The following is a 23,400-nucleotide window of genomic DNA, read 5'->3' as shown; positions in this document are numbered from 1 at the left end:
TTTGTAAGACTATGAAACGATAAATATAGCGAAAAAAGCGGGGTACGCCGGTAATTGCTACAGCAACTATGGTACAAAATTATAGGGGTAGGTAGGATATATAGGGGCACTGCTGTTAAAAAACACCACTTTAACGTAATTTTAACGGAGAAATTGCGCGGTTATTATGTGTTCTTTACATACCTTTGTTCTGTCATCTGGTACTAAATTTGATACTGGATAACAAACACAAATAAGCGAATAAACTTTCTACATACATCGACGTGGATTCGTTCCATAAGCGATTTAGATTTTGGTTGATAAAATGGTAAGGGATCTTTCTAGGTCCCTTTTTTTATTTGTTGCTTTCTCTACTATAATTAATTGTTTTACAGCTGTTTGGAGTCCTGCCTTTTGCCTGCCTGCAGGTTTGAGCCGGCCGGAGGGAATATCGTGGGAACCGGGGGCGTATTGTGCTTGTGGGGTGGCCGTGTGGAATTACCCGTTCATTTTCTCCGAACTGGTGGTGGAAGCCCAATCATCTGCTTATTTGAAATCTCAATGGACTCAATTGCATGTAGTTTTCCAGCTTCCGAAGAAGCCGGCAGTACGCGGCATGCAACTATATATCGGAATCCACGCCGGACTTCATGATTTCAGTACTGTTTACGCACGTTTGGTGACAGTAGCCGTTTTCCTAACCGAAACGCCGGTCTTTTTAGCGAAAACTTTCTTTCGAGCAGCGACCCCTACTTTTTCTTCGCTGCGGGCACCGGCTTGGCCTTGGGCGCTGCTGCACTGGCTTTCTTCGCAGCGGCTTTAGGTTTCGCAGGTGCTGCTGGCCGGGTTTTGGAGGCTGCAGCTCCGGCCCTTTTAGCGGCGGGCTGAGGTTTCAATTTGGATGAATTCTTCGCTTCTTCTAGCCGGAACTTCACCATGCGCCCGATGAGGTCCAGGGGCAGTGGGGAGCTTTTAGGCAACTGCACCACGCTTTTCGATTGCCGGTAAGGCGCCAGTTCTTTGGCGAACACTTCGAAAACGGTGAACGGCGGAGGAAACGCAAGGGAATAATGCTCCTTGAATCCTGAAAAATAAATAACATATCCATTCTCCTTATAGGCAGGGATCTGGTAACTGATCACCTCTTCCGCGTTGGGCGCAGCTTTGCGGATCGCCTGGCGGATTTTCGTCAGCGCCGCCTGGTCCGCAGCGTCGAACGTGGAGATGTACTCGTCGATGGTTTTGAAATCGGTCTTGGCCATGGTATGAAAGGGTTTTGTGCGGATCAAAAATACCGACGGCCATTCTTTTTCATACATGCCGGAAGCGACAAAAAAAGGGCAAAATGCGTCGAAAAGAAGTTCCCTTTCAAAAAAGTCGCCTTCTATTGCCGATAGTTGCCCGGAGTTGGTTAAATTTGGTTAGAGCATGTGGAATATGGTATGGAACAACTTGCGCCTGGAATATTGCTGATTGCGGACCCTTTCCTGAAAGATCCGAATTTCGCCAGAACGGTGGTCCTCTTATGCGAGCACCAGGAAGAAGGTAGCTTCGGATTCGTGGTAAACCGCCCGTTCGATCATAAACTCGACGAGCTTATTCCCGCCGTCGTTACCCCCAACATCCCCGTCTTTTACGGCGGCCCCGTTCAGCTCGACACCATTCATTTCATACATCAACTCCCCGGCCAGATCGAGGGCGGCTTCGAAGTTTTTCCCGGGCTTTTCTGGGGCGGCGACTTTGCCACCGTTGTAGCGCTTATCAACCGCGGCGAGCTGGATATGCAGAAAATCAAATTCTTCATCGGCTACTCCGGCTGGAGCAGCGGCCAGCTCGAAGGTGAGCTGAATGAGAAAAGCTGGATACTTTCCCGTATCACTCCTCCGCTTCTTTTCAGTGGAAACGAAGAAGAGATCTGGAAACTATCCCTGCAGAAGCTGGGCAACAACTTCGCCATGATGGCCAATTTCCCGATAGACCCGTCGTTGAACTAATCGCTACCATCCAAACCGTCCCTTCATAACATTTTATGCAGTATCTATGCTAGACGAATGCGACGCCGCTACCAGGCGCATGCGCAGCGTTCGCGGCGCGGAAAACGGCTTAATCGCCGCCCACCCCGTAATAAAGCCGGACTTCGCCAGATAAACCGATACCCATAAAAAAAGCCGGGCATCGCTGCCCGGCCTTGATATATTGCCTTTGAGGAGTTTACTGGGCGGTGGCGCCTTCTACCAGCACCGTCGCCTTGTTATTCAGCACCTCTACGAAACCACCCTCGATGGAGTAATGGTCTGCATGGCTCTTATCTTTCAGCACCTTCATCTTGCCTTTACCCAGGGCGGCGATCAGCGGAGCGTGGCGGTCCAGCACTTCGAAGGAACCGTCTACGCCCGGCAACTGGATGCCATATACTTCTCCCGTGTACAGCTTTCTTTCCGGTGTCAATATTTCCAATAACATGTTAATCGGTTTAGTGGTGTGTGGCCTTATTTAGCAGCCGCAAGCAGTTTCTTGCCTTTCTCGATGGCATCGTCGATCGTACCAACCAGGTTGAACGCAGCTTCCGGATATTCGTCCACTTCGCCGTCCATGATCATGTTGAAGCCGCGGATGGTTTCCTCGATGGGAACCAGTACGCCTTTCAGACCGGTGAACTGCTCTGCTACGTGGAAGGGCTGAGACAGGAAGCGTTCCACACGGCGGGCGCGGGATACGGTCAGCTTGTCGTCGTCGCTCAGCTCGTCCATACCGAGGATCGCGATGATGTCCTGCAGTTCTTTATAGCGCTGGAGGATCATTTTCACGCGTTGAGCGGTATTGTAGTGAGATTCGCCTACGATAGCGGGGGAAAGGATACGGCTGGTAGAATCCAGGGGATCCACAGCGGGATAGATACCCTTATCCGCGATCTTACGGGAAAGTACGGTAGTAGCGTCAAGGTGGGAGAAGGTAGTTGCCGGAGCGGGGTCGGTCAAGTCATCCGCCGGTACATATACCGCCTGTACGGAGGTAATGGAACCGTTTTTGGTGGATGTGATACGCTCCTGCATCAGACCCATTTCAGTGGCCAGGGTAGGCTGGTAACCTACTGCGGAGGGCATACGGCCCAGCAGTGCGGATACTTCGGAACCTGCCTGGGTGAAACGAAAGATGTTATCTACGAAGAAGAGGATGTCACGACCGCTGCCGGCAGTGCCGTCGCCATCACGGAAGTATTCCGCCATGGTGAGCCCGGAGAGGGCCACACGGGCACGGGCTCCGGGAGGTTCGTTCATCTGGCCGAACACGAAGGTAGCCTGGGAGTTTTTCAGTTCTTCCTGGTCTACAGCGGAGAGGTCCCAACCGCCATGTTCCATGGATTCCTTGAATTTATCGCCGTAGCGTACGATGTTCGCTTCGATCATCTCACGCATCAGGTCGTTCCCTTCACGGGTACGCTCACCAACGCCTGCGAATACGGACAGACCGGCGTGGCCTTTGGCGATGTTGTTGATCAGTTCCTGGATCAGTACGGTTTTACCTACACCCGCACCGCCGAACAGACCAATTTTACCACCTTTCGCGTAAGGCTCGATCAGGTCGATTACCTTGATACCGGTAAACAGCACTTCGGTGTCGGTTGCCAGGTCCTCGAAACGGGGAGGCATCCGGTGGATCGGGGCGCCATTGGTAGCGTCCAGCTGTCCGAGACCGTCGATAGCCTCGCCCACCACGTTGAACAGACGGCCTTTAATGGCATCGCCGGTCGGCATTTTAATGGGACCGCCCTTGTCGGTCACATTCATACCACGAACCAGGCCCTCGGTAGAGTCCATAGCCACGGTACGCACGCTATCTTCGCCCAGGTGCTGCTGCACCTCCAGAATTACCTTCTGGCCGTTATCACGGGTGAGTTCAAGCGCGTTATAAATTTCCGGCAATTTTCCTTCAAAATGCACGTCCACAACGGGACCGATGATTTGTTTGATCTTACCTGTATTAGGCATATTTGTTAGTTGTTTATAGTACGCAAGTAAAATGTGCTAATGCAAAATTTCGCGCAAAGGTAACGATTGAAGCCAGAAAACCCAAAATTCCGGGAATTTGATTTGGGGTGATTTTCGTCAGTTTTCCATACCGAGGCATCAAATATATTAATTATAGTCAATAAGTTGGCATTTCCGGGCGGAGGATATTATTTTTAGCGGCATAACACGCTTTATAATGATACAAAACGATAAGCCCGCACCATCCCGCCGGAAATTCCTCGGTAATCTTACGAAAGCCGGATTATTCGGCGCCGCCACCCTCGCACCCGGAGCCCGCACCGCCGCCGCGGCCGTTTCCAGCACGGTCCCGGAAGCCGATCCCGCCGCAGAAGCGCACACCTTCCTCTGCCAACCCTACCTCCAGCACCCAATGCCCGACGGCATGACGGTCATGTGGCTCAGCAACAAGCCCACCTACAGCTGGGTAGAATACGGCGAAACCGAAGCCCTCGGCTCCAAAGCCCAGCACAGCAACGCCGGCGTAGTCGACTCCTACAACACCCTCCACAAAATCCGCCTCAGCCACCTCAAACCCGGCACCACCTATCATTACCGGGTACATTCGAAGGAGATCGTGGAATTCCAGCCATATAAACTTACTTATGGAGACACCCTCGTCTCCGAAATATACGCGTTCACCACTCCCGCCCTCAAGCCCGCAGCGGTATCCTGGCTCGTGATCAACGACATCCACGACCGCCCGCAATCCATCCCCCACCTCACCGGTCTGACCAAAGACCCGTACGATTTCGTGTTTTTCAATGGCGATATATTTGATTACCAGGAAGATGAGAAGCAAATCATCGATCACCTGCTCGCGCCGGCCGGTAAAGCCTTCGCCTCCAATACACCTTTTATCTTCACCCGCGGCAACCACGAAACCCGGGGTAAATACCGCCGCGAACTGGCGAATTACTTCGACGGCGAGTATATCTTCGACCGCACCTGGGGCCCCGTCCACTTCACCGTGCTCGACACCGGCGAAGACAAGCCCGATGACCACCCGGTTTACGCCGGTATCGTGAGCTTCGACGAATACCGCCGCCAGCAGGCCGAAACCCTGAAAAAAATCGTGGCCACCCCGGCATTCAAAAAGGCGAAATTCCGCGTGGTGATGATGCACATCCCGCATTATTACTCGGGCGACTGGCACGGCCCCATGCATTGCCGCGAAATGTTTGCCGATACCTTCGAGAAATCGGGCATCGATCTCTTCATCGCCGGGCACACCCACAAAATGGGCATCTTCCAACCGGTAAAAGGGCAACACTCCTACCCCATCGTGATCGGGGGCGGGCCGAAAGACGGCAACCGCACGCTCATCAAGGTGAAAGCCACGGAAAAAGACCTGCAGCTCGTGATGCTGAAAGACGATGGCTCCGAATTCGGGAAAGTGGAGCTGAAAAGCAAACGCTAGCATCCCAAACCTTATAAAAACGCCAAGGCCCCCGCGTTCGCGGGGGCCTTGGCTATATAAGGATGGCCGATCCGTCAGTGTTTCCAGGTCTTCTCGCCTTTCTCCATCTTTTCCAGCAGTTGTTTCGCTGATTTCAGCATGTACGCTCCCGATTTTTCGGTGCTGGCGGCATACGCTGCCACTACTTCCTGCTGCAGCGCGATGCCTTCGGGCTTACGGTCCAGCCGGTACAGCAGGTGCGCATACACACTTTTGATCATCGGCTCGGAAGCTTCCGCTTCCATGGCCTGGCGGCTCCACTTCAGCGCGGATTGCAGGCAGGCGGGATCGCTGCAGTTCCGTGCGATCGAGCCGGCGAGGCTGCTGAGCTCCGAAGGTGCAAGATCGGCGCCGTATTTTTCCACGAAACGGGGCGCTTCGGCCTGGAACTTGTCCCACTGGCCGTTCCGCTGGTAAACATTCAGCCTGAACATCCCGAACAGTTTGCCGGCCTGTTGCGGATATTTCTTTTTGAGCGCGGATTCCAGCCCTTTCATATCCGGTTCGCCTTCCCCTTTCCATTTGCTGTACAGTTCTTCCCCGGCGATGATCTGGCCGGTTTTCTTCGCGGCAAACCCTTCGCCCATCACAGCGTCCACTTTTGCAGACTGGCGGAGGAAAATGGCGAAACCGGGATCTTCGGAACGCATGGTCATTTGGTCGAGGAACGAGAGGTCTTCTTTATTGTAAACATCGGATTTCACCTGCAGCCAGGTTTTCATCAGCTTCGTCATGTTGACGCCGTCGTAGACCTTTTTAGCTTCCCTGACGAGGGATTTCACTTTTTCCGGATCGCTGCCAACTTCTTTGCGGGCATTCTCCATCCGGGTGTAGTATTGCGTTTCGGGATCGAAAGCGGCGGCCGATCTCGCAATAAAGGCCTTCGCGCTGTCCGTCCCCACCACCAGGTGCACCAGCTTCCCCTGCGGCGTGAAATACAGGAAAGTGGGATACGCCATGACGGCATACTCCTTCGCCAGGAAATCCGCGTCGGCATAGCGTGCTTTCACTTCTTCGTCGTCTTTGGCGGTACGGTCCATCTGCATCTTCACGCTCACGAATTTTTCATTGAAGAAATCGCCGACGTTTTTTTGGGGGAAGACGTCGCGGCTCATCATTTTGCAGGGGCCGCACCAGGTGGTGAAGCAATCCACGAAAATGTATTTATTCTCGCGCTTCGCTTTTTCCAGCACGGCTTTCCAGGAAAGGCCATGGGTGAAGCGAATCCCTTCGTCCTGCGCGCTTACGGTCAGCGTGGCGAGCATCAGGCAAAAGAACAAGGTCAGTTTTTGAAGGTCCATATGCAATCCGTTTTAAATTATCGTTGATTGGGTTTGATTTCGGGACTGAGCATCATGATCCGCGACGGGATCGGGTAAGTATACCTTGCACTGTTCGGTTCCAGCGTGAAGGATTTATCCCCGAACTGGTGCGTCACGGGCTTCGCGAAAGCCGGCTCCAGGTTGAGGCGGCGCAGGTCGAACCAACGCATCGCGCGGCTGAACAGCTCCCGTCTCCTTTCTTCCAGCACTATTTTCAGCGCCTCCGCCGGCGTAGCCGCCGTCAGTTCCGAGAAATCCGCCGGCTCGAAGCGTTTGCGGCGCAGGTTGTTGATAATACCCAAAGCTTCGGCTGCCTTGCCTTCGCGGGCACGCGCCTCCGCTTGCGTAAGCAGCATTTCCGGTACGCGGGGACCAACGTCGCGGGTATCGAACGCGAGGAATTCGCCGTTATAGATGCGCCCCTTAATGCCGAGGAGCGCTTCACCATCGCCGGTGAAGATTTGGTACCGGAGGTCTTTGGTGCCCAGCAGCGTCAGTAATTCCTGGCTGTAGAATGCGCTGGCATAGGCATTGAAAGCGGTTTTATAAAGGATCACTTCCGGGTTCTGGATGTTCCTCGGGATGAGGGTGCCCGGGCTCGATTTGATCGTATTCAGATCGAGTACGTCGCCCTGGTAGGCCAGCGCACTGTCTGCATATTTCCCTGCTTTCACGTAATCGCGGCGCATGAGGTAAGTGCGGGAAAACATGGCGTACACGGCCGCTTTCCCGGGATAAAGCTTCACCGCAGGCTTCTCCGCCACCATGGGCAAAGCGGCCTGCAGATCGGCCAGGATGCGGTCGTACACGGCTTTCACCGTGGCGCGGTCGAGTTTGGCGTTCAGATCGGGCGCCAGCAGCAGTGGTACTCCGGGGTCGGCCGACGAAGCAGATCCGTTCCAGGGTTTCGCGTACAGATTGATGAGGCTCCAGTAGCCAAACGCCCTGTGCACCAGCGCCTCCCCCATCAGCTGGTTCTTCTCCTGCTGCGTTCCGCCCGTCGCATCCGGCAATCCGGCAATTACGACGTTAGCGGTGTAGATGAGTTTGTACAGGGTATTCCATTCGCCGTCGTCTACATCCTGCCGGTAAAAATCGGGCTGGAACGTGTAAATATTGACCGTGCTTTCCCCAAGGGATTTCTGGAGCGCGGGGTCCGTATTGAAATCATAATCGTCCGAACCCATGTCAGACGTACCATACGACGCGCTCAGCGTATTCACGTTATTGAGCAGCAACCGGTAATCGCGGACGGTCTGGGGAATGATGACGCCCTTCGGCCTGATGTCTACATAATCGCGGCAGGCGCCCATCGCCAACATGCATCCCGCCGATATATAAAAGATGATCTTTTTCATTTTCTTTCTTTTTTGTGGTTACATCAGAATCCTGCTCTCAGCGAGAAGATGAACGATTTCGCCGGCGGCAGCACCGTAGCGTTGTCCGACGGAATGAAATCCGGATCGATGCCCTGTTTGTTTTTCGTCCACAGGGCGAGGTTACGGCCCTGCACGCTCACTTGCAGCGTCCGCAATACGTTCTTCACGTATGCGGGAACGGGCACGTTGTAGCTGAGGGTCACCTCGCGCAAACGGGCATGACTGCCGCTTTCGATCAGCTTGTCGCTGGAAAGGTAACGCGCCGGGTTGTTGCGCCCGTTGAACACGGGAATCCCCGGAACATCGGTAAACTGCTCGTCGCCGGGCTTCTTCCAGCGTTCGGACACATCGGCATGAAGGATCTTCTGCGAGATATAATTGCTGTAGTTCCCCGCCGAAGTGCGGCGGAACACATGGCCCAGTTTATACGTGATGAGCGAAGACAGCTCGAGCCCTTTCCAATGGAAGGTGTTCGTCCATCCGCCGAAATACGGCGGCACCGTTACCCCGCTGTACGCCAGCGCCGCAGGATTGGTCACCGTCACCGTCGTGTTCACGAGCGCATGTTTGTCGTCGTAAATCAGCGGCTGGCCTTCATTATCCAATCCACCGAAACGATAACTGTACAGGTAGTTCATCGGCTTGCCCCTGATAGCCTGGCCGCTGAGGTAATACGACACGTTATCGAGCTGGCGGTCTGCCGACGTCACTTCGTTTTTGTTCCACGCAAAGGTCAGCATCGTGTTCCATCCCCAGTTCCGCTGCGCGATCAGCGTGCCGAAAAGCGTTACGTCCACCCCGCGGCCTTTCATGGCGGCGGTGTTGATGGTCGCCGTACCGAAACCCAATGTGGGGTTCAGTGTTGCGGGGCCAAGGAGGTCTGTATTTTTCTTGAAGTATACGTCCACCGAACCGCCGAACTTCCCGTCCCACATCGCGAAATCGGTACCGATGTTCAGCGTGGCGGTTTTCTCCCAGCGGAGATAAGGGTTTTCCGGGTTGCGGATCGTGGCGTAGGAAAGATCGTTGATGTTGTCGCGGAGCACATTGGCGATAAGGTAAGGGCTCGTGCTGCGGTCTACGTTTCCGTTCAGGCCGTAGGTGGCGCGGAGCTGGAGTTTGTCGAGCCAGTTGTTTTTCATCCAGGCTTCCTCGCTCACTCTCCAGGCCATCCCTGCCGACCAGAGCGGCGTGGAGCGGTATTTCCTGCTGGCGCCGAAAAGATTGGAATCGTCGAGCCGCGCGCTTCCCGACAAGGTATATTTCCCAACATACGTGTAGCTGGCGTTCCCATAGTATGACAGATAACGGTTACGGTCATACGTCAATGTAGAAGGAACGGCTACTTTCGTGCGGTTGCTGTATACGGCCGTGAAATATTCCAGGTCGTAATTCACCGCCTGGAAAGTGAGGTCCTGATCGTTAAAACCATATTTCCTGTCGGAGAAAGTGGTCATGAGATACTGGCGGATCTCAGATCCGGCCACCGCGTCTACCCTATGTCTGGTGCCGAACGTGCGGTTAAGGGTCAGCTGGCCGCGGAGGTTGTAGTGGCTCAGTTCATTGTCCTGCTGATTGAGGATCGCGCCCTTCGGGATACCGTACACGAGCTTGCCCGTTCCGGCCTGGATGGAAGTGGCGTTGTTAATAGTATTGCGAACGGTGTACGACGCTTCGTTATAGTAATTCCGCGTCTTCACGAACCCCTTTTCCTGCATCCCCATGATCGTGGCCTTGAGCCCCTTGATCAGGTCGATGTCGAGCGCGCCATTGAAACGATAGGTATGGTCCCGGGTCACGTTGTCCATATTCGCCATTTCGTCGAGATAGGAAAACCGCCAGGGCAGATAACCCTTCGATTCCAGCTCGTCGAGCTTCGAATAATAGAATGCCCGCGATTCCCTCACAGGTTGACCGTTTGCGTCCACGAACCGCGCGTAAGGCAATACCGTACCGCTTCCCGGCGTCAGGGGCGACAGTCCGTACCCGTTATTCTCCTGTTTCACGCTGGCCGCATTGAGCCCCGCCGTGAGCGTAAAGCGTTTCAGGAATTTGGCGGTAGTCTGGAGGTTGACGGTCCACCGGTCTGCCGAGTTCCCTTTGGCAATGGGCAATTCCTTCGCGTAGGAGCTGGACAGAAAATACCGGATAGCGTTTTCGCCGCCGGAAACCGACAGGTTATACTGCTGGTTGGCGGGGTTCTGCAGGAAATATTTTTGATATTGATCGCTGTAGTCGCGGGCGCGGAGTTGTGCGAGCGCGGCTTCTTTTTCAGCCGGCGTGATCTTTCCGCGCAGCTGCTGGAACATGATCTCCATGCCTTCGCTGATCATGAAAGGGTTCCGCTGGCTGAGGGGATCGGTCAGCTGTTTTTTATCGATCATCTCCTGTTCGAAATCGAGATATTCGGTGGAATTGAGGATGGGGCGATAGGAAAGCCGCGGCCGGCCGGCGACAGACAGCACGGTAGACAGGTTGACGATGGGCGCTTTGTGATAGCTTCCTTTCCTGGTTTCGATCACCACCACGCCATTGGCCGCGCGAACGCCCCAGATAGATGCGGCAGCGGCGTCTTTCAGGAAAGTGATCCGTTCGATGTCGTCGGGATTGATGGCGCGGAGGTCCAGTTCGGTGGAAAACCCGTCGATCACCACCAGCGGCGACGTGCTGGGATTGCTGATGGTGTTGCGTCCGCGGATGCTCATCCCGATGCGCGAACTGCCGGATGCGGACAGCATGGCGTCTGTATTCCGGACATCCACCAATACACCGCTCACCATACCTTCCAGGCGGTCGATGATATTCGGGACGGGCTTCTGCTGGAGGTCTTTGGCCGTCAGTTGCCCGAAAGCCCCGGTTTGCCGGTCTTTCGGAAGTGTTTGGTAACCGGTAGACACTTCCACCTGTTCCAGCATCTTCACGTTGCTTTGCAGCACGATGGCGATGCGGTCGCGGTAACCGGGAAGCACGTCCTGCGGCAGGTAACCCAGGCAGGAAACATGAAGCTTCGCCACGGGCATGGGCAGGCGGAGCCGGAACTGCCCGTCGTCGTCCGTCACGGCGCCGAGCGTGGTGCCCGGAACGCTGATGGTGGCGCCTACTACCGGGGCGCCGCCGTCGCCCGTTACTGTTCCGCTAACATCGTAAGACGCTGGTTCGGCTGGCTGGGTTTTGCCGGCCGGAGCGGCTGGTTCCCTGCGATTGTCGGGCACAATAGCGTAATGCCCGCGTTTCACATAAATGAAAACCAGTTTCTGCGGATACAGGAGCTGTTTCAGCAATTCGTCCAGCGGCAACTGCCTGTGCGCCGCGAGGTCGAACGTGCTGGACTTGTTCTCCAGGATGGAAAACTCATAGGCGAAGCGGACGTTGTACGTTTTTCCCACTTCTTTCAAAATGCCGCTCAGTGGCTGGCTGCGTTGCTGCTGCGCAACGGCGGACTGACTGATCAATACGAATAAACTCAGCATCGTCAGACGGATCTTGTCCCTCATGTGCATCATGCTTCGATTTTGGTTATGTTAAAGGTTGGTATTTGAGGGCGTCTTGCCCGTTTATCTTTTCTTCAAGTCCAGATTTTTTCCATCGACGGTAATATCGGCGTCGAGGAGTTGGGAGAGCAGGAAGAGGATATCTTCCGGTTTGCCCTGTACGAATTCGCCTTCCAGTTCCTTTTTCAGCAGCGAGCTGTCTGCCTGGCGGACCGTGTAACCATAATTATCTTCCAGGTAATGCAGCACTTCTTCCGCCGTGGTGCGATGCAGTACCAGCTGGCCTTTCGTCCAGGCGGCAACGGCGGCCGTATCTGCCTGGACCACGGTCATGACGTGCTGTTCTTTCACGTACCGGACTTTTTCCCCGGGCATGAGCACCCGGCTTTTTTCGCCTGCATCCACCCGCACCTTGCCGTCTATCAGCACTACTTCCAGCGCCTGCCTGCGGTGGCGGACGTTAAAAGTTGTGCCCAGCACGGTGATGAAAGCATTGCCGGCGGAAACGGTGAACGGTTGCGCGGGGTTGCCGTGCTGCGCGATGGGCGGCACCTTGAACAAGGCCTCCCCGTCCAGCTGTACCTTCCTGTCGCCACCGTACTGCCACTTTCCGGCGACGCGAAGCCTGGAATTGGCCTGCAGTACCACTTCGGTATGATCGGGCAACGTCAGCCGGCGGATCTCGCCGTAGGCGGTAGCGTACTCTTCGGCCCGGAGGTTCCGCCAGGCGTACCATCCCGTGCTCACCAGCAACAGTACCGCTGCAGCAGCCGCGGCGCGGCGGAACAACCGTACCACGCGGGCCCTGCGCTCCTTTTCCATGGCAACCGCCAATCCGGCCAGGTACGATTCCCGGGCCGCGGCTTTCCGCAAAGGATGGGGTCGGTGCTCGGCGAAACGGATGGACAGCAGCACTTCGCGGGCCCTAGCGAGCATGTCTTTCCCGCCGGGATGGCGATCCAGCCAGGCCGTCCAGTAGGCGTCGGGCGCAGCGCTTCCCCGCAACACCCAATCCTGGAATCGCGTGTCGGCCAACAGTTCGTCTACGGTAGACGGGTTCCTTTCTGCTTCGGATCGATGCATCATACAAACTAAATGATCCCGGTCGGGCAAATATTACCCCACGGAAATGAAAAAAAATTTCAGCAGGGCCTCAGGAGGAAGAGTAATGCCACCAAAGACACTCCCATGGCCTCCCGCATCTCGTTGAGCGCGCGGGCCATCAGTTTATAGGATGCTTTGACGGAGATGTCCATCACGGCGGCGATTTCGTCGTAGGACAGGTTTTCATAGAATCGGAGGAAAATGGCTTCGCGCTGGCGGGCACTGAGGGCGCCGATCGCTTTGCGAAGGCGGGCCTGCATGGCGGCGTCGCTTTCGCGGGCCAGCAGGATGTGATCGGCATTGAATTCGGGAAGGCGGGCTTCCAGCTCATCCGGGCTGAGGCGGTGGCGCTCGGCGTCGCGGAAATGACGGAAGAGGGCGTTGCGGAACATGCGGAAGATGTATCCGTTCCAGGCGGCGGCGGGCGGCAGTTTCTGGCGGTCGGCCCAGAGGCGGACGAACGTTTCCTGGATGGTATCTTCAATGAGGGATTCGTCGGCCGTGAGCTTGCGGCCGTAGTTGAAAAGTCGGTCGAAATAAAGGTTATAGAGCGCGGTGTGCGACGGTACGTCGCCGGCGATGACTCCTTCCCAGTTGATATGCTCCTCCATGTCTGATGCGGCTTAGCCCGGATGCCGAAGCGGGGACCGCCGGGCCATAAATATAGGGCATTTGGCGCTACCGGGCGAGGGAATCCGCCGGTTTGGCCCTGGGAACGCAGGCCCAGGGGTCTTCATCCCCCGGGACCACCCGCTTGCCGGCCGACCAGCAGAAGTTCATGGGCTGGCTCGTGACGCTCATCAGCCGGATGTTCACCTTCGTCCCTTTCCGGGAATTGCTGGCCTGGATAGTGCGGCTCCCTTTTTCGGGGATATTATGAATGGTGTATGGCTCGGATTTGAAGACGGCGCCGTTCCCGCGGAGGTACTCCACGATCACCACGGCATTGTCCAGCGGGAATTCCGTCTGGTTGCGGAGCGTGATTTCCAGGTTGCGGATGCCGCCCAGGAAGCCGGTTTTGTAATCTCCGGTATGTAAAGTGATGTACTGCTTCCAGTTCCGGCGGAAATATTCGCGCCGGTCCACGAAAGTGGCCTGCATTTGCAGCTGCATGTCTTTCCGGTCGGCGATCTGCTGGGTGGTGCGGTTGCTGAGGGTAAGCCTGTCTTTCAATTCCTGGTTTTCACGGATCAGGCCCGCATTCACCCGCAGCAGTTTGCGGGCGCGGTTCTGGTCGGCGCAGGATTTAATCCCGAACGCCACCACGAGCACGGATAATACGGCGATCATAATCCAATTGGGACGCATATCCTCCCTTACAGAAAAAATAATGCCGGATTTTCAAAGGAGAAAACCCGGCACCGTCTGGTATATGGCTCCGTTTTATGGTTCGTCGTATTCGTACCTGATCTTTTCGTTTTTCTCGAAATCGAAAAGCGTCAGGCGGCGGAGGGTATAATAATTGTTCCAGAAGCTGCGCAGGGCGGTGATGTACGACTGTGTGGCCTGGTCTTTTTCCTGCTGCGCGAGGTTGAGGTCGGTGATGCTGATTTTCCCGATGAGGTACCGCTGCTTGGTGATCTCGTATCGCAAACGGGCAATGGTGTCTGCCTTCGCGGCGCTGGACAGCACCCGTTTCTGGATGTTGAACTGCTGGGTTTGGAGGTACACTTCCTGTTCGAATTTCCTTTCTTCCTGCTGCACGTCTATCTCGATGAGGTCGCGGTTGGCCTTTGCCTGGCGGACCCTGTTCCGGGCGCGGCCCCAGTCCATGATCGGGATACCCACGCCTACGCTCAGGTTCTGCTGCACTTCTCCGCCGGAATAGGCTTTCCGCAGCTTTTCGTCGTTATTCCGCTGACCCAGCTGCGCCTGCAGGTTGAATTCGTAGCCGCTGTACGCTTTGGCTGCCGCCACATCCCGGTTGGCCTCCAGCCGCCGGCGGCGGAATTCCAGCACGCTCTGCCGGTTGCTCGACGCTTCGGCCACGGCCTTATCCAGCGGCACCTCGAACTGGGGCACCGCGTCTGGCATCGCCAGGGAAATATCGGCGTCTTTCGGCATGTTGAGGAACCGCTTCAGTTCCTGGTACGCCATTTCTTTCTGGAGGGTCGACTGCTCGAGGGTATTGCGGGCATTGAGCAAACTCAGTTCGATTTGCAGCAATTCGTTCTCCGCGATCTTCCCCAGGTCGAACCGGCCTTTGGAAATTTTGTACAGGGTGTCCGTATTGTCCACATTCTGTTGATAGATTTTCACCTGCACCTGTGCGTTGAGGGCGGCGAAGAAATACGAAGCGCCGTCGAGCCCCACCACCTCCAGGTCTTCCACATACTGCCGCTTGCTTTCGTCGTACATGATGGGGGCGATCATGCGCTCCCAGCGGAAAGGGTTGTACACGACAGAGGGCTGGTTGTAGTTAATGGAAAACGGCGTGGCCAGGTAGTTCTGGGACGACAGGTCGCCGAATACATCGAACCGGCTGAGGTCCGAGCGGACGGAGAAGGAGCCCCCGGTCCAGGGAACATTCTGGCGCAAACCGAGCCCCAGCGAGGTGTTGGAGGTCTTCCTCCGGATGTATTCTATCTTCCCGTCGGGCTGCAACACTTCCACCGTTTCACCGAGCAAACTGCTGCTGTTGTTGAAGTTCAGCGCCAGCTGCGGCATCTGCCCCGATTTGAAATACCGGTAAGCGTATAACGAGTTGAGGGCGCGGCTCTGCGCGCGGTAGAACGAGGGCGAGTTGCGCTGCGCCAGGGAAATCACGTCTTTAAGGTGCAACGATTGCTGCGCGCGGGCCGCAGGTATGAGGGCTGCCGCCACCACGGCGGAAAGGGTCAGTTTTTTAAGCATGGCGTAAACATTCAATTGGGTTCTGGTTGGCGGCCTTCCGTGCGGGGGAGATCCCGAAGATCAACCCTACAGACGATGCCAGCACAAAGGATAACAGGATGGAAATAGCGGAAATGATGGTCTTGATATCGGCCACCTTGTCCACAAAATAAGCTCCGGCCACACCGAGCAGAATGCCGATGATGCCGCCGCAAAGACTGATGAGCACGGCTTCGAAGAGGAATTGCATGACGATGTCCCGCTTCTGCGCGCCCAAAGCCATGCGGATGCCGATCTCTTTGGTCCGCTCCAGTACAGACGCCAGCATGATGTTCATGATGCCGATACCGCCCACCAGCAGCGAAATCCCCGCGATGGCGCTCAATACGATATTGAACACGTCTTTTGTTTTCTGCTGTTGCTTCAGGAGCTGCTCGGGGATCGTTACTTCGAAATCTTCCACGTCGGAATGCCGCCGTTTCAGCATCCGGCTGATGATGCCGGCCGATTCGGTGAGCAGCTCCGGATCGTGGACTTTCACGATGAGCTGGTCGAGCTGGTGCGCCGGCGGGGGATTATCGTCTCTTTCCCAGCGGTTATCCGAAATCCGGAACGCGGGGTTGCGGTAGCGGAGCACGGCCGTCTGGATGGGGATGTAGACATCCATGTTGTAGTCGCGGATACCGAGGTTTTCTTTCGTGGCGCTGCTGATGAGCTTTTCGTCGGTCACCCCGATCACGCGGAGCCATTGCTGGCCGATCTTGATGTCTTTGCCCACCGGGTCTTCCGACAAAAAGAACTTCCGTTTCACGCCTGCGCCGATGATACACACGCCTTCGCCCCGGGCCAGTTGCTGCTCGTTGAACATTTTGCCTTCGGCCAGCCCGATGTTGTTGAGGGCGAAAAACGACGGCTCTACGCCCACGGTTTTCAGTTTTTTGCTTTTGCTTTTGTAGATAATGTCCTGGTCGAGGATCATCTCTGCGCTGATGGATTCTACGGTGGGCACCATTTTCAGAATGGAATGCGCATCGGCCAGGCTGAGGCCTTTGGAGAACTTCTGCTTCTTTTCCTGTCCGGCGGGCTTTTTCTGTTCCGTCCCTTCCTTCTCTTCTTCTTCCTTTTTTTCGGTGACGGGCTTGATGACGATATTATTGACCCCGACCAGTTTCATCTGGTTCATGATCTCTTCCTTGGCGCCGCGGCCGATGGCGAGCATGGCGATCACGGCGCCAACGCCGAAGATGATGCCCAGCGCGGTGAGGAACGACCGCAGCCGGTTGGCCACGAGGGAATCCAGCGCGATGCGCAGGTTATTGGAATTACGGGTACCCCATAATTGCTGCATGAGTGGCGGTTTTAGGGGTTATTTGATGGGTATGATGGCATTTTCCCTGGCGGATGCCGGTTCCGACATGAAGACTTCGTCTCCCGCCGCCAGGCCTTTTTCCACGATCACGACTTCGTCGTTGCTCTTGCCCAGGGCCACTTCGCGCTTCTCGATGACGTTGCCTTTGCGCAGGTACACGTAGCTTTTCGACTTCTCGCTGAAAACGCTTTCCAGCGGAATGGTCAGTTTTCCGGGGACTTCGTTGATGAGGATATTGTTGGAAGTGGTCATCCCCGGTTTGAGGATAGAATCCACTTTTTCGAGCTTGATCATTACCTCAAACACCTTTGCGTTCGACCCGGGCCTGTTTTCGCCGATATTGGCGACGGAGGATACGGTGCCGGTGAGTTTCACTTCCGGGAAGGCATCGAGGCCCATGGTAACTTTCTGGCCTTTTTTGATTTTGCTGATATCGACCTCGTTGATGTAGGTTTTGGATAGCATGCTGGAGAGATCGGGGAGCATGGCGAGGTTGGGGTCCCAGCTGCGGATGGAGGAGCCGGATTTCTTTTTGCCGCCTTGCGACCAGTCGTTCACATATACCAGCAGTCCGTTTTTCGGGGCTTTGATGGTGAATTTGCTTTTCAGTTCCTCGAGGTTGGCGAGGTTCTTTTGATGGCGGGCCACATCGCGCTGGGCCTGTTCCATTTTGGCGATGCTTTGCCGTTCCTTGATCTTGTGCTTTTCTTCGAGCTGCTGGAGGTCGCGGCGGGCCTTGTCGAGGTCCAGTTCCGCCTGGCGGATGGTGGCGGGCGGTTCGAATTTGCTCAGCTGCAGGGCGATCTGTTTCTGTTCCAGGCCGAACACCTGGTTGGTGATGGCATCCCGCGATTCGCGGAGCTGGAGCGTAGTGTCGAGCGCGGTTTGGGACAGGGTGGTATTGGCGCGGTCGAGCTCCATGCTCACGTCGCTGATTTTTTTATTGACCACGGCGGGGTCGAGGGTGGCGATGTAATCGCCTTCCTTCACGGTGATGCCTTCCGCTACCATGTCCTGGATCTTGACGTCTTCATAGATCTGGTTGGCCTGGAGCGGAGGGCCCTGGATGTAAACGGTGTTTTCCGCCATGAGCTCGCCGGGGCTGGCCACGATGTCGCGGAACATATCTTTTTTCACAGTAGCGCGGGCGCCAGGGCCTTCCGCCTTCTTCCCGAACATGAAAAAGCCTATCAAGGCACAAACAAACAGGAGGGTAGCGATCAGCCACCATTTCTTTTTTAGCATAACAGAACGGTGTGTGGTATGAATCAAGGGTATGTCGGAATGTATTTTTCAGGTCTCAACTGCGCAAACCACCATGGGGCGGTATAAACGGGATGCACGGGTTCAGTTATTCCATAAAAATAGTAGGGGAAAGCTAAACGAAACGTTAATTGTGGCAGATGGATAAGTTTGCATTTCAAACGGGATTATTAGGGGGCGAAATATGATTTCCATTACTTTGCATTTCTAAAAATTCATCCGGATGAATAACGGATTCCAATATATTTTATTTTTGCACCTATGTCCCAGATGAAAATAAAACCGGTAAACGACGAAACCACGGCGCGGGCATTCCTCCAGGTACACGTAACGCTGAACCAGGATAAGGAAGGCTGGATTCAACCGCTCGACAAAGACATCGAGGATGTTTTCAGCCCGGAAAAGAACAAGGCCTTCCGGTTCGGAGAGGCCATCCGTTGGGTGATGGAAGACGAACAGGGCAGGCTCACGGGGCGCATCGCCGCGTTCGTGAACAAGCGGTATAAAACCATTGGAGACGATTTCCCCGTTGGCGGCGTCGGTTTTTTCGACTGCGTCGACGACCAGGCCGCCGCCGATCTCCTGTTCGATACGGCGAAAGCCTGGCTGGCCGAAAGAGGGATGGAGGCGATGGACGGGCCCATCAATTTCGGGGATCGCGACCGTTGGTGGGGATTGCAGGTTGAAGGGTTCGTGGACCCTCCTTTCGGCATGGCCTACAATCCGCCGTACTACAAAAAATTGTTTGAAAACTATGGCTTTTTGCCATTTTTCAACCAGATCTGTTTCGGGCTCGACGTGCAGGGGACCACGTTAAAAAGCAAATTCCATTCCCGCCATGCCGCCATCGCGGAAGACCCGGCCTTCGAGGCGCGGCATCTCCGTAAAGACCAACTGGATAAATTCGCCGGTGATTTCGTGACCGTCTACAACAAAGCCTGGGCGGGCCATGGCGGCAATAAGGAAATGAGCCGGGAACAGGCCGTCCTTATCTTCCGGAAAATGAAACCGGTGATGGACGAGGAGATCGTATGGTTCGTTTATCATAATAACGAGCCCGTTGCCTGCTGGCTCAACCTCCCCGACCTCAACCAGTACTTCAAGCATATGCACGGCAAATTCGGCCTGCTGCAGAAATTGCAGTTCCTCTGGCTGAAGATGACAGGCGCCTGCCGGAAATTTACCGGGCTGGTGTTCGGCGTGGTGCCGGAGTTCCAGGGAAAAGGGGTCGATTCCTTTATGATCGTGGAAGGCGCCAAAGTCATCCAGCCCCGGAAGCGGTACGATCAATACGAAATGCAATGGGTGGGCGACTGGAACCCCAAAATGCTCAATGTGGCCGAAAGCCTGGGTGGCACCCACAGCCGGAAACTGACCACTTTCCGGTACCTGTTCGACCGGCAGCGGGAGTTCAAACGGCACCCCGTGCTCCAGTAAGGGAAGATATTACGAAAACCGGCCTCCATGGCCGGTTTTCGTTTTCCAACTTTTTACTTCCTATTTTTTGCGTTACTTTCGGCTTTTGGAAAGGAGCGACGCCCATCATGGAAAATTTTATCGTATCGGCCCGTAAGTACCGCCCACAGAACTTCTCGACGGTAGTAGGCCAGGCCCACATTACCACCACTCTCAAGAATGCCATCCGCAATAACCAGCTGGCGCATGCCTTCCTGTTTTGCGGCCCCAGGGGCGTGGGTAAAACCACCTGCGCCAGGATCCTCGCCAAAACGATCAACTGCGAGAACCTACAGGCAGACGGCGAAGCGTGCAACGAATGCAATTCCTGCCGCACGTTCAACGAAGGCAGCTCTTTCAACATCCATGAGCTCGACGCCGCGTCCAATAACTCGGTAGACGATATCCGGACCCTGGTAGACCAGGTGCGCTTTGCCCCCCAGGCCGGTAAATACAAGATATATATCATAGATGAGGTGCACATGCTCAGCTCGTCGGCCTTCAACGCGTTCCTCAAAACGCTCGAAGAACCGCCGTCTTACGCCATCTTCATCCTCGCCACCACCGAAAAGCATAAAATCCTGCCCACCATCCTGTCTCGCTGCCAGATTTTCGACTTCCGGCGGATCACGATCCAGGACACGGTAGACCATCTGCAGGAAATCGTGAACAAGGAGCAGCTTTCCGCCGAGGGAGACGCCCTGCACCTCATTGCCCAGAAAACGGACGGTTGCATGCGCGATTCGCTCAGTACGCTGGACAAGATCGTGAGCTTTACCGGCGGGCAGCTTACCTATCAAAATACCCTCGAGCACCTCAATATCCTCGATTACGACTACTTCTTCCGGATCATGGAAGGGGTGTTGAACCAGGATATCGCGGGCTCGCTGCTGATATTCGACGAAATCCTGCAAAAGGGTTTCGAGGGCGACAATTTCCTGGGCGGCCTGGCCGAATTCCTGCGTAACTTACTGGTTTGCAAGGATGAAAAGGTGCTCCACCTCATGGAAGTGTCTGCCAACCTGAAAGACCGCTACCGCCAGATGAGCGGCCGCCTGAGCGCACCTTTCATCGTAACGGCCCTGCAATTGCTGAACGATACCGAAATCGGGTACCGGATGGCGCGGAACAAGCGCCTGCACGTGGAAATGGCCCTTATCCGGCTGTGTTACCTCCAGCAGGCGGTGACGCTCGTGAGCAATGAGCAGACGGGCGAAGTGGTAAAAAAAAACTTGATTCCTGAAGGGGCTCCCCAGCGCCTGAGAGCCCCGTTCCCCACGCCGATCTACGGCAAACCGGCCACCAGCAAAACGATCACGCCGCCCGAACCCAAACTCACCATCGAGTCTGGCGCTGCACGGCCAGCACAAACCGCGCAGCCCGTGCAGGCCCCGGCCCCCACGCCTCCGGCTCCGAAACCCGCGCCCGCGCCCAACCCGGTTGCGGCTACGCCCCCGCCGGCAGCGGGGAACGGTGGCCCGAAGCCCAAACTGACCGGGCTCGCCGCCATGAAGGAAGCCCTGGCCGCCAAACAGCAGCAAAACGCCAACGCCGTCGTAAAAGAATCCATCCCGCTTACCGCCGGCGCCGTTGCCGTGTATTGGGACGAATTCATCGACCGGTTCCGGCAAGCCAATAAAATGACCGTGGTAGGTAACCTCCAGCTGGCCCAAACCGAGCTCAGAGGCCCCGAAGAGATCAATATCACCAGCAGGAACATCGTTCAGTACCGCTTCATGGAAGAGGAAAAACTCGAAATCTCCGAGTTTTTCAAGCAGAAATTCCGGAATAAGGACCTCATCCTGACCCTTTCGCTCGACGAATCGCGCCAGTCCGAGGAAGATACCGGCCCGGTGCCGCTTTCCAGCAAGGAGCAATTTGTACGGATGATGGAAAAATACCCCCTGGTAAAGGAACTGCGTGAACGGCTCAACATGGAACTCGATTTTTAACGTAACATCCCTATTGGGAACGACTATTTTTAAACTCCCTTACACTGCATCCTTTGCGTTTTTGCGCAAAAACTTGTAGGTTTGGGCAAAATTTCGAAGAAACACTATGGCAGAAGTTATCAGAATGCCCCTTTTAAGTGATACGATGACAGAAGGGGTGATCGCGGAATGGCATAAAAAGGTAGGCGATACCGTAAAATCGGACGATGTAATTGCCGAAGTGGAGACCGACAAGGCTACCATGGAGGTTATGCCATACGTGGACGGAACCGTATTATACATCGGCGTGGAAAAAGGGAAAGCCGCTAAGGTGAACGAGATCATCGCCATCATCGGCAAACCGGGAGAAGATTTCAAATCGCTCCTGGACGGAGGCGCCGCCCCCGCAGCCCAGGCCGCCGCTCCCGCCCCCAAGGCCGAAGCAGCCGCTCCTGCCGCCGCAGCCCCCGCTGCAGATAAAGGCGCGCTGGACGCAGCCCTCAAAAACGCCACCGTGATCCGTATGCCGCTCCTGAGCGATACCATGACGGAAGGCAAGATCGTAGCATGGAATAAAAAAGTGGGCGATACCGTAAAATCTGACGACGTGCTCGCTGAAGTGGAAACCGATAAGGCAACCATGGAAGTGATCGGGTATGCAGACGGTACGCTTCTCCATATCGGCATCCCCGAAGGGAATGTCGCCAAAGTAAATGGCATCATCGCCATCGTCGGCAAGAAAGGTACCGATGTGGACGCCATCCTCGCTGCCGAACAATCCGGTGGTGCAGCGCCCGCAGCCGCAGCCCAAACCGAAGCCGCTCCCGCGGCAGCATCGGCCCCTGCTGCTTCCGCTCCCGCCGCTGCATCTGCGGATGGCCGCGTGAAAGCTTCCCCCCTGGCCCGCAAGCTGGCGGAAGAAAAAGGGATCGACATCAACCAGGTGCCCGGTTCCGGCGACAATGGCCGTATCGTAAAACGCGACGTAGACAGCTTCGTGCCCGGTAAAGCCGCTGCACCTGCCGCCGCTCCCGCTGCTGGCGCCCCCGCTCCGCAGGTAGCCGCCTTCGCCGCCATCGGTGAGGAAAGCTTCAACGAAGTGCCCGTTAGCCAGATGCGCAAAGCCATCTCACGCCGCCTGAGCGAAAGCAAATTCCAGGCGCCGCACTTCTACCTGACCATGGAAATCAACATGGACAATGCCATGGCAGCCCGCGAAGCCATCAATAAAATCTCCCCCGCCAAGGTTTCCTTCAACGATATGGTCATCAAGGCCTGCGCCATGGCCCTCCGCCAGCATCCTGACGTAAACAGCAGCTGGAGAGGGGACGTGATCCGCTACAACCAGCACATCCACGTAGGCTCCGCCGTTGCCGTGGATGAAGGCCTCATCGTTCCCGTGATCCGCTTCGCCGACCAGAAAAGCTTCTCCCAGATCGCTGCGGAAGCCAAATCCCTGGCCGATAAAGCGAAAAACAAGAAACTTCAGCCCAACGATTACTCCGGCAATACCTTCACGGTGTCTAACCTGGGCATGATGGGCATCGAATCCTTCACCGCCATCATCAACTCCCCCGATTCCGCCATCCTCGCAGTTGGCGCCATCAAGGAGATCGTGGTTGCCGATAAAGGACAGTTCAAAACCACCAACGTGATGAAAGTTACCCTCAGCTGCGACCACCGTACGGTAGACGGCGCTGTAGGTTCACGCTTCCTCGTTACCGTGAAGAACTTCCTCGAGAACCCGGTAAACATGCTGGTATAACCCAAGCAACAATCATCTGCCAT

The 23,400-nt window shown here is 55.6% G+C and carries 17 protein-coding genes; 5 read left to right on the top strand and 12 right to left on the bottom strand.

The window, feature by feature from the left end; genetic code table 11:
• Positions 1 to 728 precede the first annotated feature (728 nt).
• Complete coding sequence (locus EJ361_RS08040) at positions 729 to 1,241, bottom strand: iron chaperone (RefSeq protein ID WP_126244976.1); 513 nt, start codon at positions 1,239 to 1,241, stop codon at positions 729 to 731.
• A 180-nt stretch (positions 1,242 to 1,421) separates the two neighbouring features.
• Here EJ361_RS08040 and EJ361_RS08035 point away from each other — a divergent pair, with 180 nt between their 5' ends.
• Positions 1,422 to 1,973 carry a YqgE/AlgH family protein gene (locus tag EJ361_RS08035; protein ID WP_126244975.1) on the top strand — a complete coding sequence of 184 codons (552 nt, stop codon included), beginning with the start codon at positions 1,422 to 1,424 and terminating at the stop codon, positions 1,971 to 1,973.
• Between the two features lie 217 nt (positions 1,974 to 2,190).
• On the opposite strand, the gene atpC is transcribed toward EJ361_RS08035, so the two are convergent.
• Positions 2,191 to 2,442 carry an ATP synthase F1 subunit epsilon gene (atpC, locus tag EJ361_RS08030; RefSeq protein WP_126244974.1) on the bottom strand — a complete coding sequence of 84 codons (252 nt, stop codon included), beginning with the start codon at positions 2,440 to 2,442 and terminating at the stop codon, positions 2,191 to 2,193.
• A 26-nt stretch (positions 2,443 to 2,468) separates the two neighbouring features.
• Complete coding sequence (gene atpD / locus EJ361_RS08025; RefSeq protein ID WP_126244973.1) at positions 2,469 to 3,968, bottom strand: F0F1 ATP synthase subunit beta; 1,500 nt, start codon at positions 3,966 to 3,968, stop codon at positions 2,469 to 2,471.
• A 217-nt stretch (positions 3,969 to 4,185) separates the two neighbouring features.
• Between atpD and EJ361_RS08020 the strand changes: the two genes are divergently transcribed.
• Positions 4,186 to 5,427, top strand: a complete 1,242-nt coding sequence (locus tag EJ361_RS08020) for an FN3 domain-containing metallophosphoesterase family protein (protein ID WP_126244972.1) — start codon at positions 4,186 to 4,188, stop codon at positions 5,425 to 5,427.
• 74 nt (positions 5,428 to 5,501) lie between these two features.
• Here the strand turns inward: EJ361_RS08020 and EJ361_RS08015 are convergent, their stop codons facing one another.
• The 9 genes from EJ361_RS08015 to EJ361_RS07975 form a co-directional block, all read right to left on the bottom strand.
• Positions 5,502 to 6,767 carry a thioredoxin family protein gene (locus EJ361_RS08015; RefSeq protein WP_126244971.1) on the bottom strand — a complete coding sequence of 422 codons (1,266 nt, stop codon included), beginning with the start codon at positions 6,765 to 6,767 and terminating at the stop codon, positions 5,502 to 5,504.
• A 17-nt stretch (positions 6,768 to 6,784) separates the two neighbouring features.
• Positions 6,785 to 8,146 (bottom strand): RagB/SusD family nutrient uptake outer membrane protein, encoded by a 1,362-nt coding sequence (locus EJ361_RS08010; protein ID WP_126244970.1) that lies wholly within the window; start codon positions 8,144 to 8,146, stop codon positions 6,785 to 6,787.
• A gap of 23 nt (positions 8,147 to 8,169) precedes the next feature.
• Entirely contained in the window at positions 8,170 to 11,670 is a 3,501-nt protein-coding gene (locus EJ361_RS08005) for a SusC/RagA family TonB-linked outer membrane protein (protein WP_126244969.1), read from the bottom strand.
• A 51-nt stretch (positions 11,671 to 11,721) separates the two neighbouring features.
• Positions 11,722 to 12,744: a FecR family protein gene (locus EJ361_RS08000; protein WP_126244968.1), complete on the bottom strand. Its 1,023-nt coding sequence runs from the start codon at positions 12,742 to 12,744 to the stop codon at positions 11,722 to 11,724.
• A 56-nt stretch (positions 12,745 to 12,800) separates the two neighbouring features.
• On the bottom strand, positions 12,801 to 13,373 hold the full coding sequence (locus EJ361_RS07995) for an RNA polymerase sigma factor (RefSeq protein WP_126244967.1): 573 nt from the start codon (positions 13,371 to 13,373) through the stop codon (positions 12,801 to 12,803).
• Positions 13,374 to 13,440: 67 nt separating this feature from the next.
• On the bottom strand, positions 13,441 to 14,052 hold the full coding sequence (locus EJ361_RS07990) for a hypothetical protein (protein WP_126244966.1): 612 nt from the start codon (positions 14,050 to 14,052) through the stop codon (positions 13,441 to 13,443).
• Positions 14,053 to 14,145: 93 nt separating this feature from the next.
• Positions 14,146 to 15,615, bottom strand: coding sequence for a TolC family protein (locus tag EJ361_RS07985; RefSeq protein WP_126244965.1), 1,470 nt, complete (start codon positions 15,613 to 15,615; stop codon positions 14,146 to 14,148).
• Positions 15,608 to 16,942: an ABC transporter permease gene (locus EJ361_RS07980; RefSeq protein WP_126244964.1), complete on the bottom strand. Its 1,335-nt coding sequence runs from the start codon at positions 16,940 to 16,942 to the stop codon at positions 15,608 to 15,610. The genes EJ361_RS07985 and EJ361_RS07980 overlap by 8 nt, the downstream gene beginning before the upstream one ends.
• An 18-nt stretch (positions 16,943 to 16,960) precedes the next feature.
• Entirely contained in the window at positions 16,961 to 18,208 is a 1,248-nt protein-coding gene (locus EJ361_RS07975; RefSeq protein ID WP_126244963.1) for an efflux RND transporter periplasmic adaptor subunit, read from the bottom strand.
• Between the two features lie 279 nt (positions 18,209 to 18,487).
• On the opposite strand from EJ361_RS07975, the gene EJ361_RS07970 reads away from it, so the two are divergent.
• The 3 genes from EJ361_RS07970 to EJ361_RS07960 all read left to right on the top strand — a co-directional run bounded on the left by EJ361_RS07970 (position 18,488) and on the right by EJ361_RS07960 (position 23,377).
• The gene (locus EJ361_RS07970) at positions 18,488 to 19,663 is read left to right on the top strand and encodes a hypothetical protein (RefSeq protein ID WP_240646576.1); all 1,176 of its coding nucleotides are present in this window, start codon (positions 18,488 to 18,490) and stop codon (positions 19,661 to 19,663) included.
• 107 nt (positions 19,664 to 19,770) lie between these two features.
• Positions 19,771 to 21,633, top strand: a complete 1,863-nt coding sequence (locus tag EJ361_RS07965; RefSeq protein ID WP_126244962.1) for a DNA polymerase III subunit gamma/tau — start codon at positions 19,771 to 19,773, stop codon at positions 21,631 to 21,633.
• 106 nt (positions 21,634 to 21,739) lie between these two features.
• A complete protein-coding gene (locus EJ361_RS07960) occupies positions 21,740 to 23,377 on the top strand; it encodes a pyruvate dehydrogenase complex dihydrolipoamide acetyltransferase (RefSeq protein WP_126244961.1) in 1,638 nt (545 codons plus the stop codon).
• Positions 23,378 to 23,400 lie beyond the last annotated feature (23 nt).

Origin of the sequence: Chitinophaga rhizosphaerae (assembly GCF_003958645.1) — a bacterium.
GTDB classification, from domain to species: domain Bacteria; phylum Bacteroidota; class Bacteroidia; order Chitinophagales; family Chitinophagaceae; genus Chitinophaga; species Chitinophaga rhizosphaerae.
Note: the sequence above shows the minus strand (reverse complement) of the source record. Positions and strands in the feature narration are given on the sequence as shown.

Excerpts from the sequence above, each read along its gene's own strand:
- EJ361_RS08040 (WP_126244976.1), bottom strand. The coding sequence starts at position 1,241 with ATGGCCAAGACCGATTTCAAAACCATCGACGAGTACATCTCCACGTTC.
- EJ361_RS08035 (WP_126244975.1), top strand. The coding sequence starts at position 1,422 with ATGGAACAACTTGCGCCTGGAATATTGCTGATTGCGGACCCTTTCCTG.
- atpC (WP_126244974.1), bottom strand. The coding sequence starts at position 2,442 with ATGTTATTGGAAATATTGACACCGGAAAGAAAGCTGTACACGGGAGAA.
- atpD (WP_126244973.1), bottom strand. The coding sequence starts at position 3,968 with ATGCCTAATACAGGTAAGATCAAACAAATCATCGGTCCCGTTGTGGAC.
- EJ361_RS08020 (WP_126244972.1), top strand. The coding sequence starts at position 4,186 with ATGATACAAAACGATAAGCCCGCACCATCCCGCCGGAAATTCCTCGGT.
- EJ361_RS08015 (WP_126244971.1), bottom strand. The coding sequence starts at position 6,767 with ATGGACCTTCAAAAACTGACCTTGTTCTTTTGCCTGATGCTCGCCACG.
- EJ361_RS08010 (WP_126244970.1), bottom strand. The coding sequence starts at position 8,146 with ATGAAAAAGATCATCTTTTATATATCGGCGGGATGCATGTTGGCGATG.
- EJ361_RS08005 (WP_126244969.1), bottom strand. The coding sequence starts at position 11,670 with ATGATGCACATGAGGGACAAGATCCGTCTGACGATGCTGAGTTTATTC.
- EJ361_RS08000 (WP_126244968.1), bottom strand. The coding sequence starts at position 12,744 with ATGATGCATCGATCCGAAGCAGAAAGGAACCCGTCTACCGTAGACGAA.
- EJ361_RS07995 (WP_126244967.1), bottom strand. The coding sequence starts at position 13,373 with ATGGAGGAGCATATCAACTGGGAAGGAGTCATCGCCGGCGACGTACCG.
- EJ361_RS07990 (WP_126244966.1), bottom strand. The coding sequence starts at position 14,052 with ATGATCGCCGTATTATCCGTGCTCGTGGTGGCGTTCGGGATTAAATCC.
- EJ361_RS07985 (WP_126244965.1), bottom strand. The coding sequence starts at position 15,615 with ATGCTTAAAAAACTGACCCTTTCCGCCGTGGTGGCGGCAGCCCTCATA.
- EJ361_RS07980 (WP_126244964.1), bottom strand. The coding sequence starts at position 16,942 with ATGCAGCAATTATGGGGTACCCGTAATTCCAATAACCTGCGCATCGCG.
- EJ361_RS07975 (WP_126244963.1), bottom strand. The coding sequence starts at position 18,208 with ATGCTAAAAAAGAAATGGTGGCTGATCGCTACCCTCCTGTTTGTTTGT.
- EJ361_RS07970 (WP_240646576.1), top strand. The coding sequence starts at position 18,488 with ATGTCCCAGATGAAAATAAAACCGGTAAACGACGAAACCACGGCGCGG.
- EJ361_RS07965 (WP_126244962.1), top strand. The coding sequence starts at position 19,771 with ATGGAAAATTTTATCGTATCGGCCCGTAAGTACCGCCCACAGAACTTC.
- EJ361_RS07960 (WP_126244961.1), top strand. The coding sequence starts at position 21,740 with ATGGCAGAAGTTATCAGAATGCCCCTTTTAAGTGATACGATGACAGAA.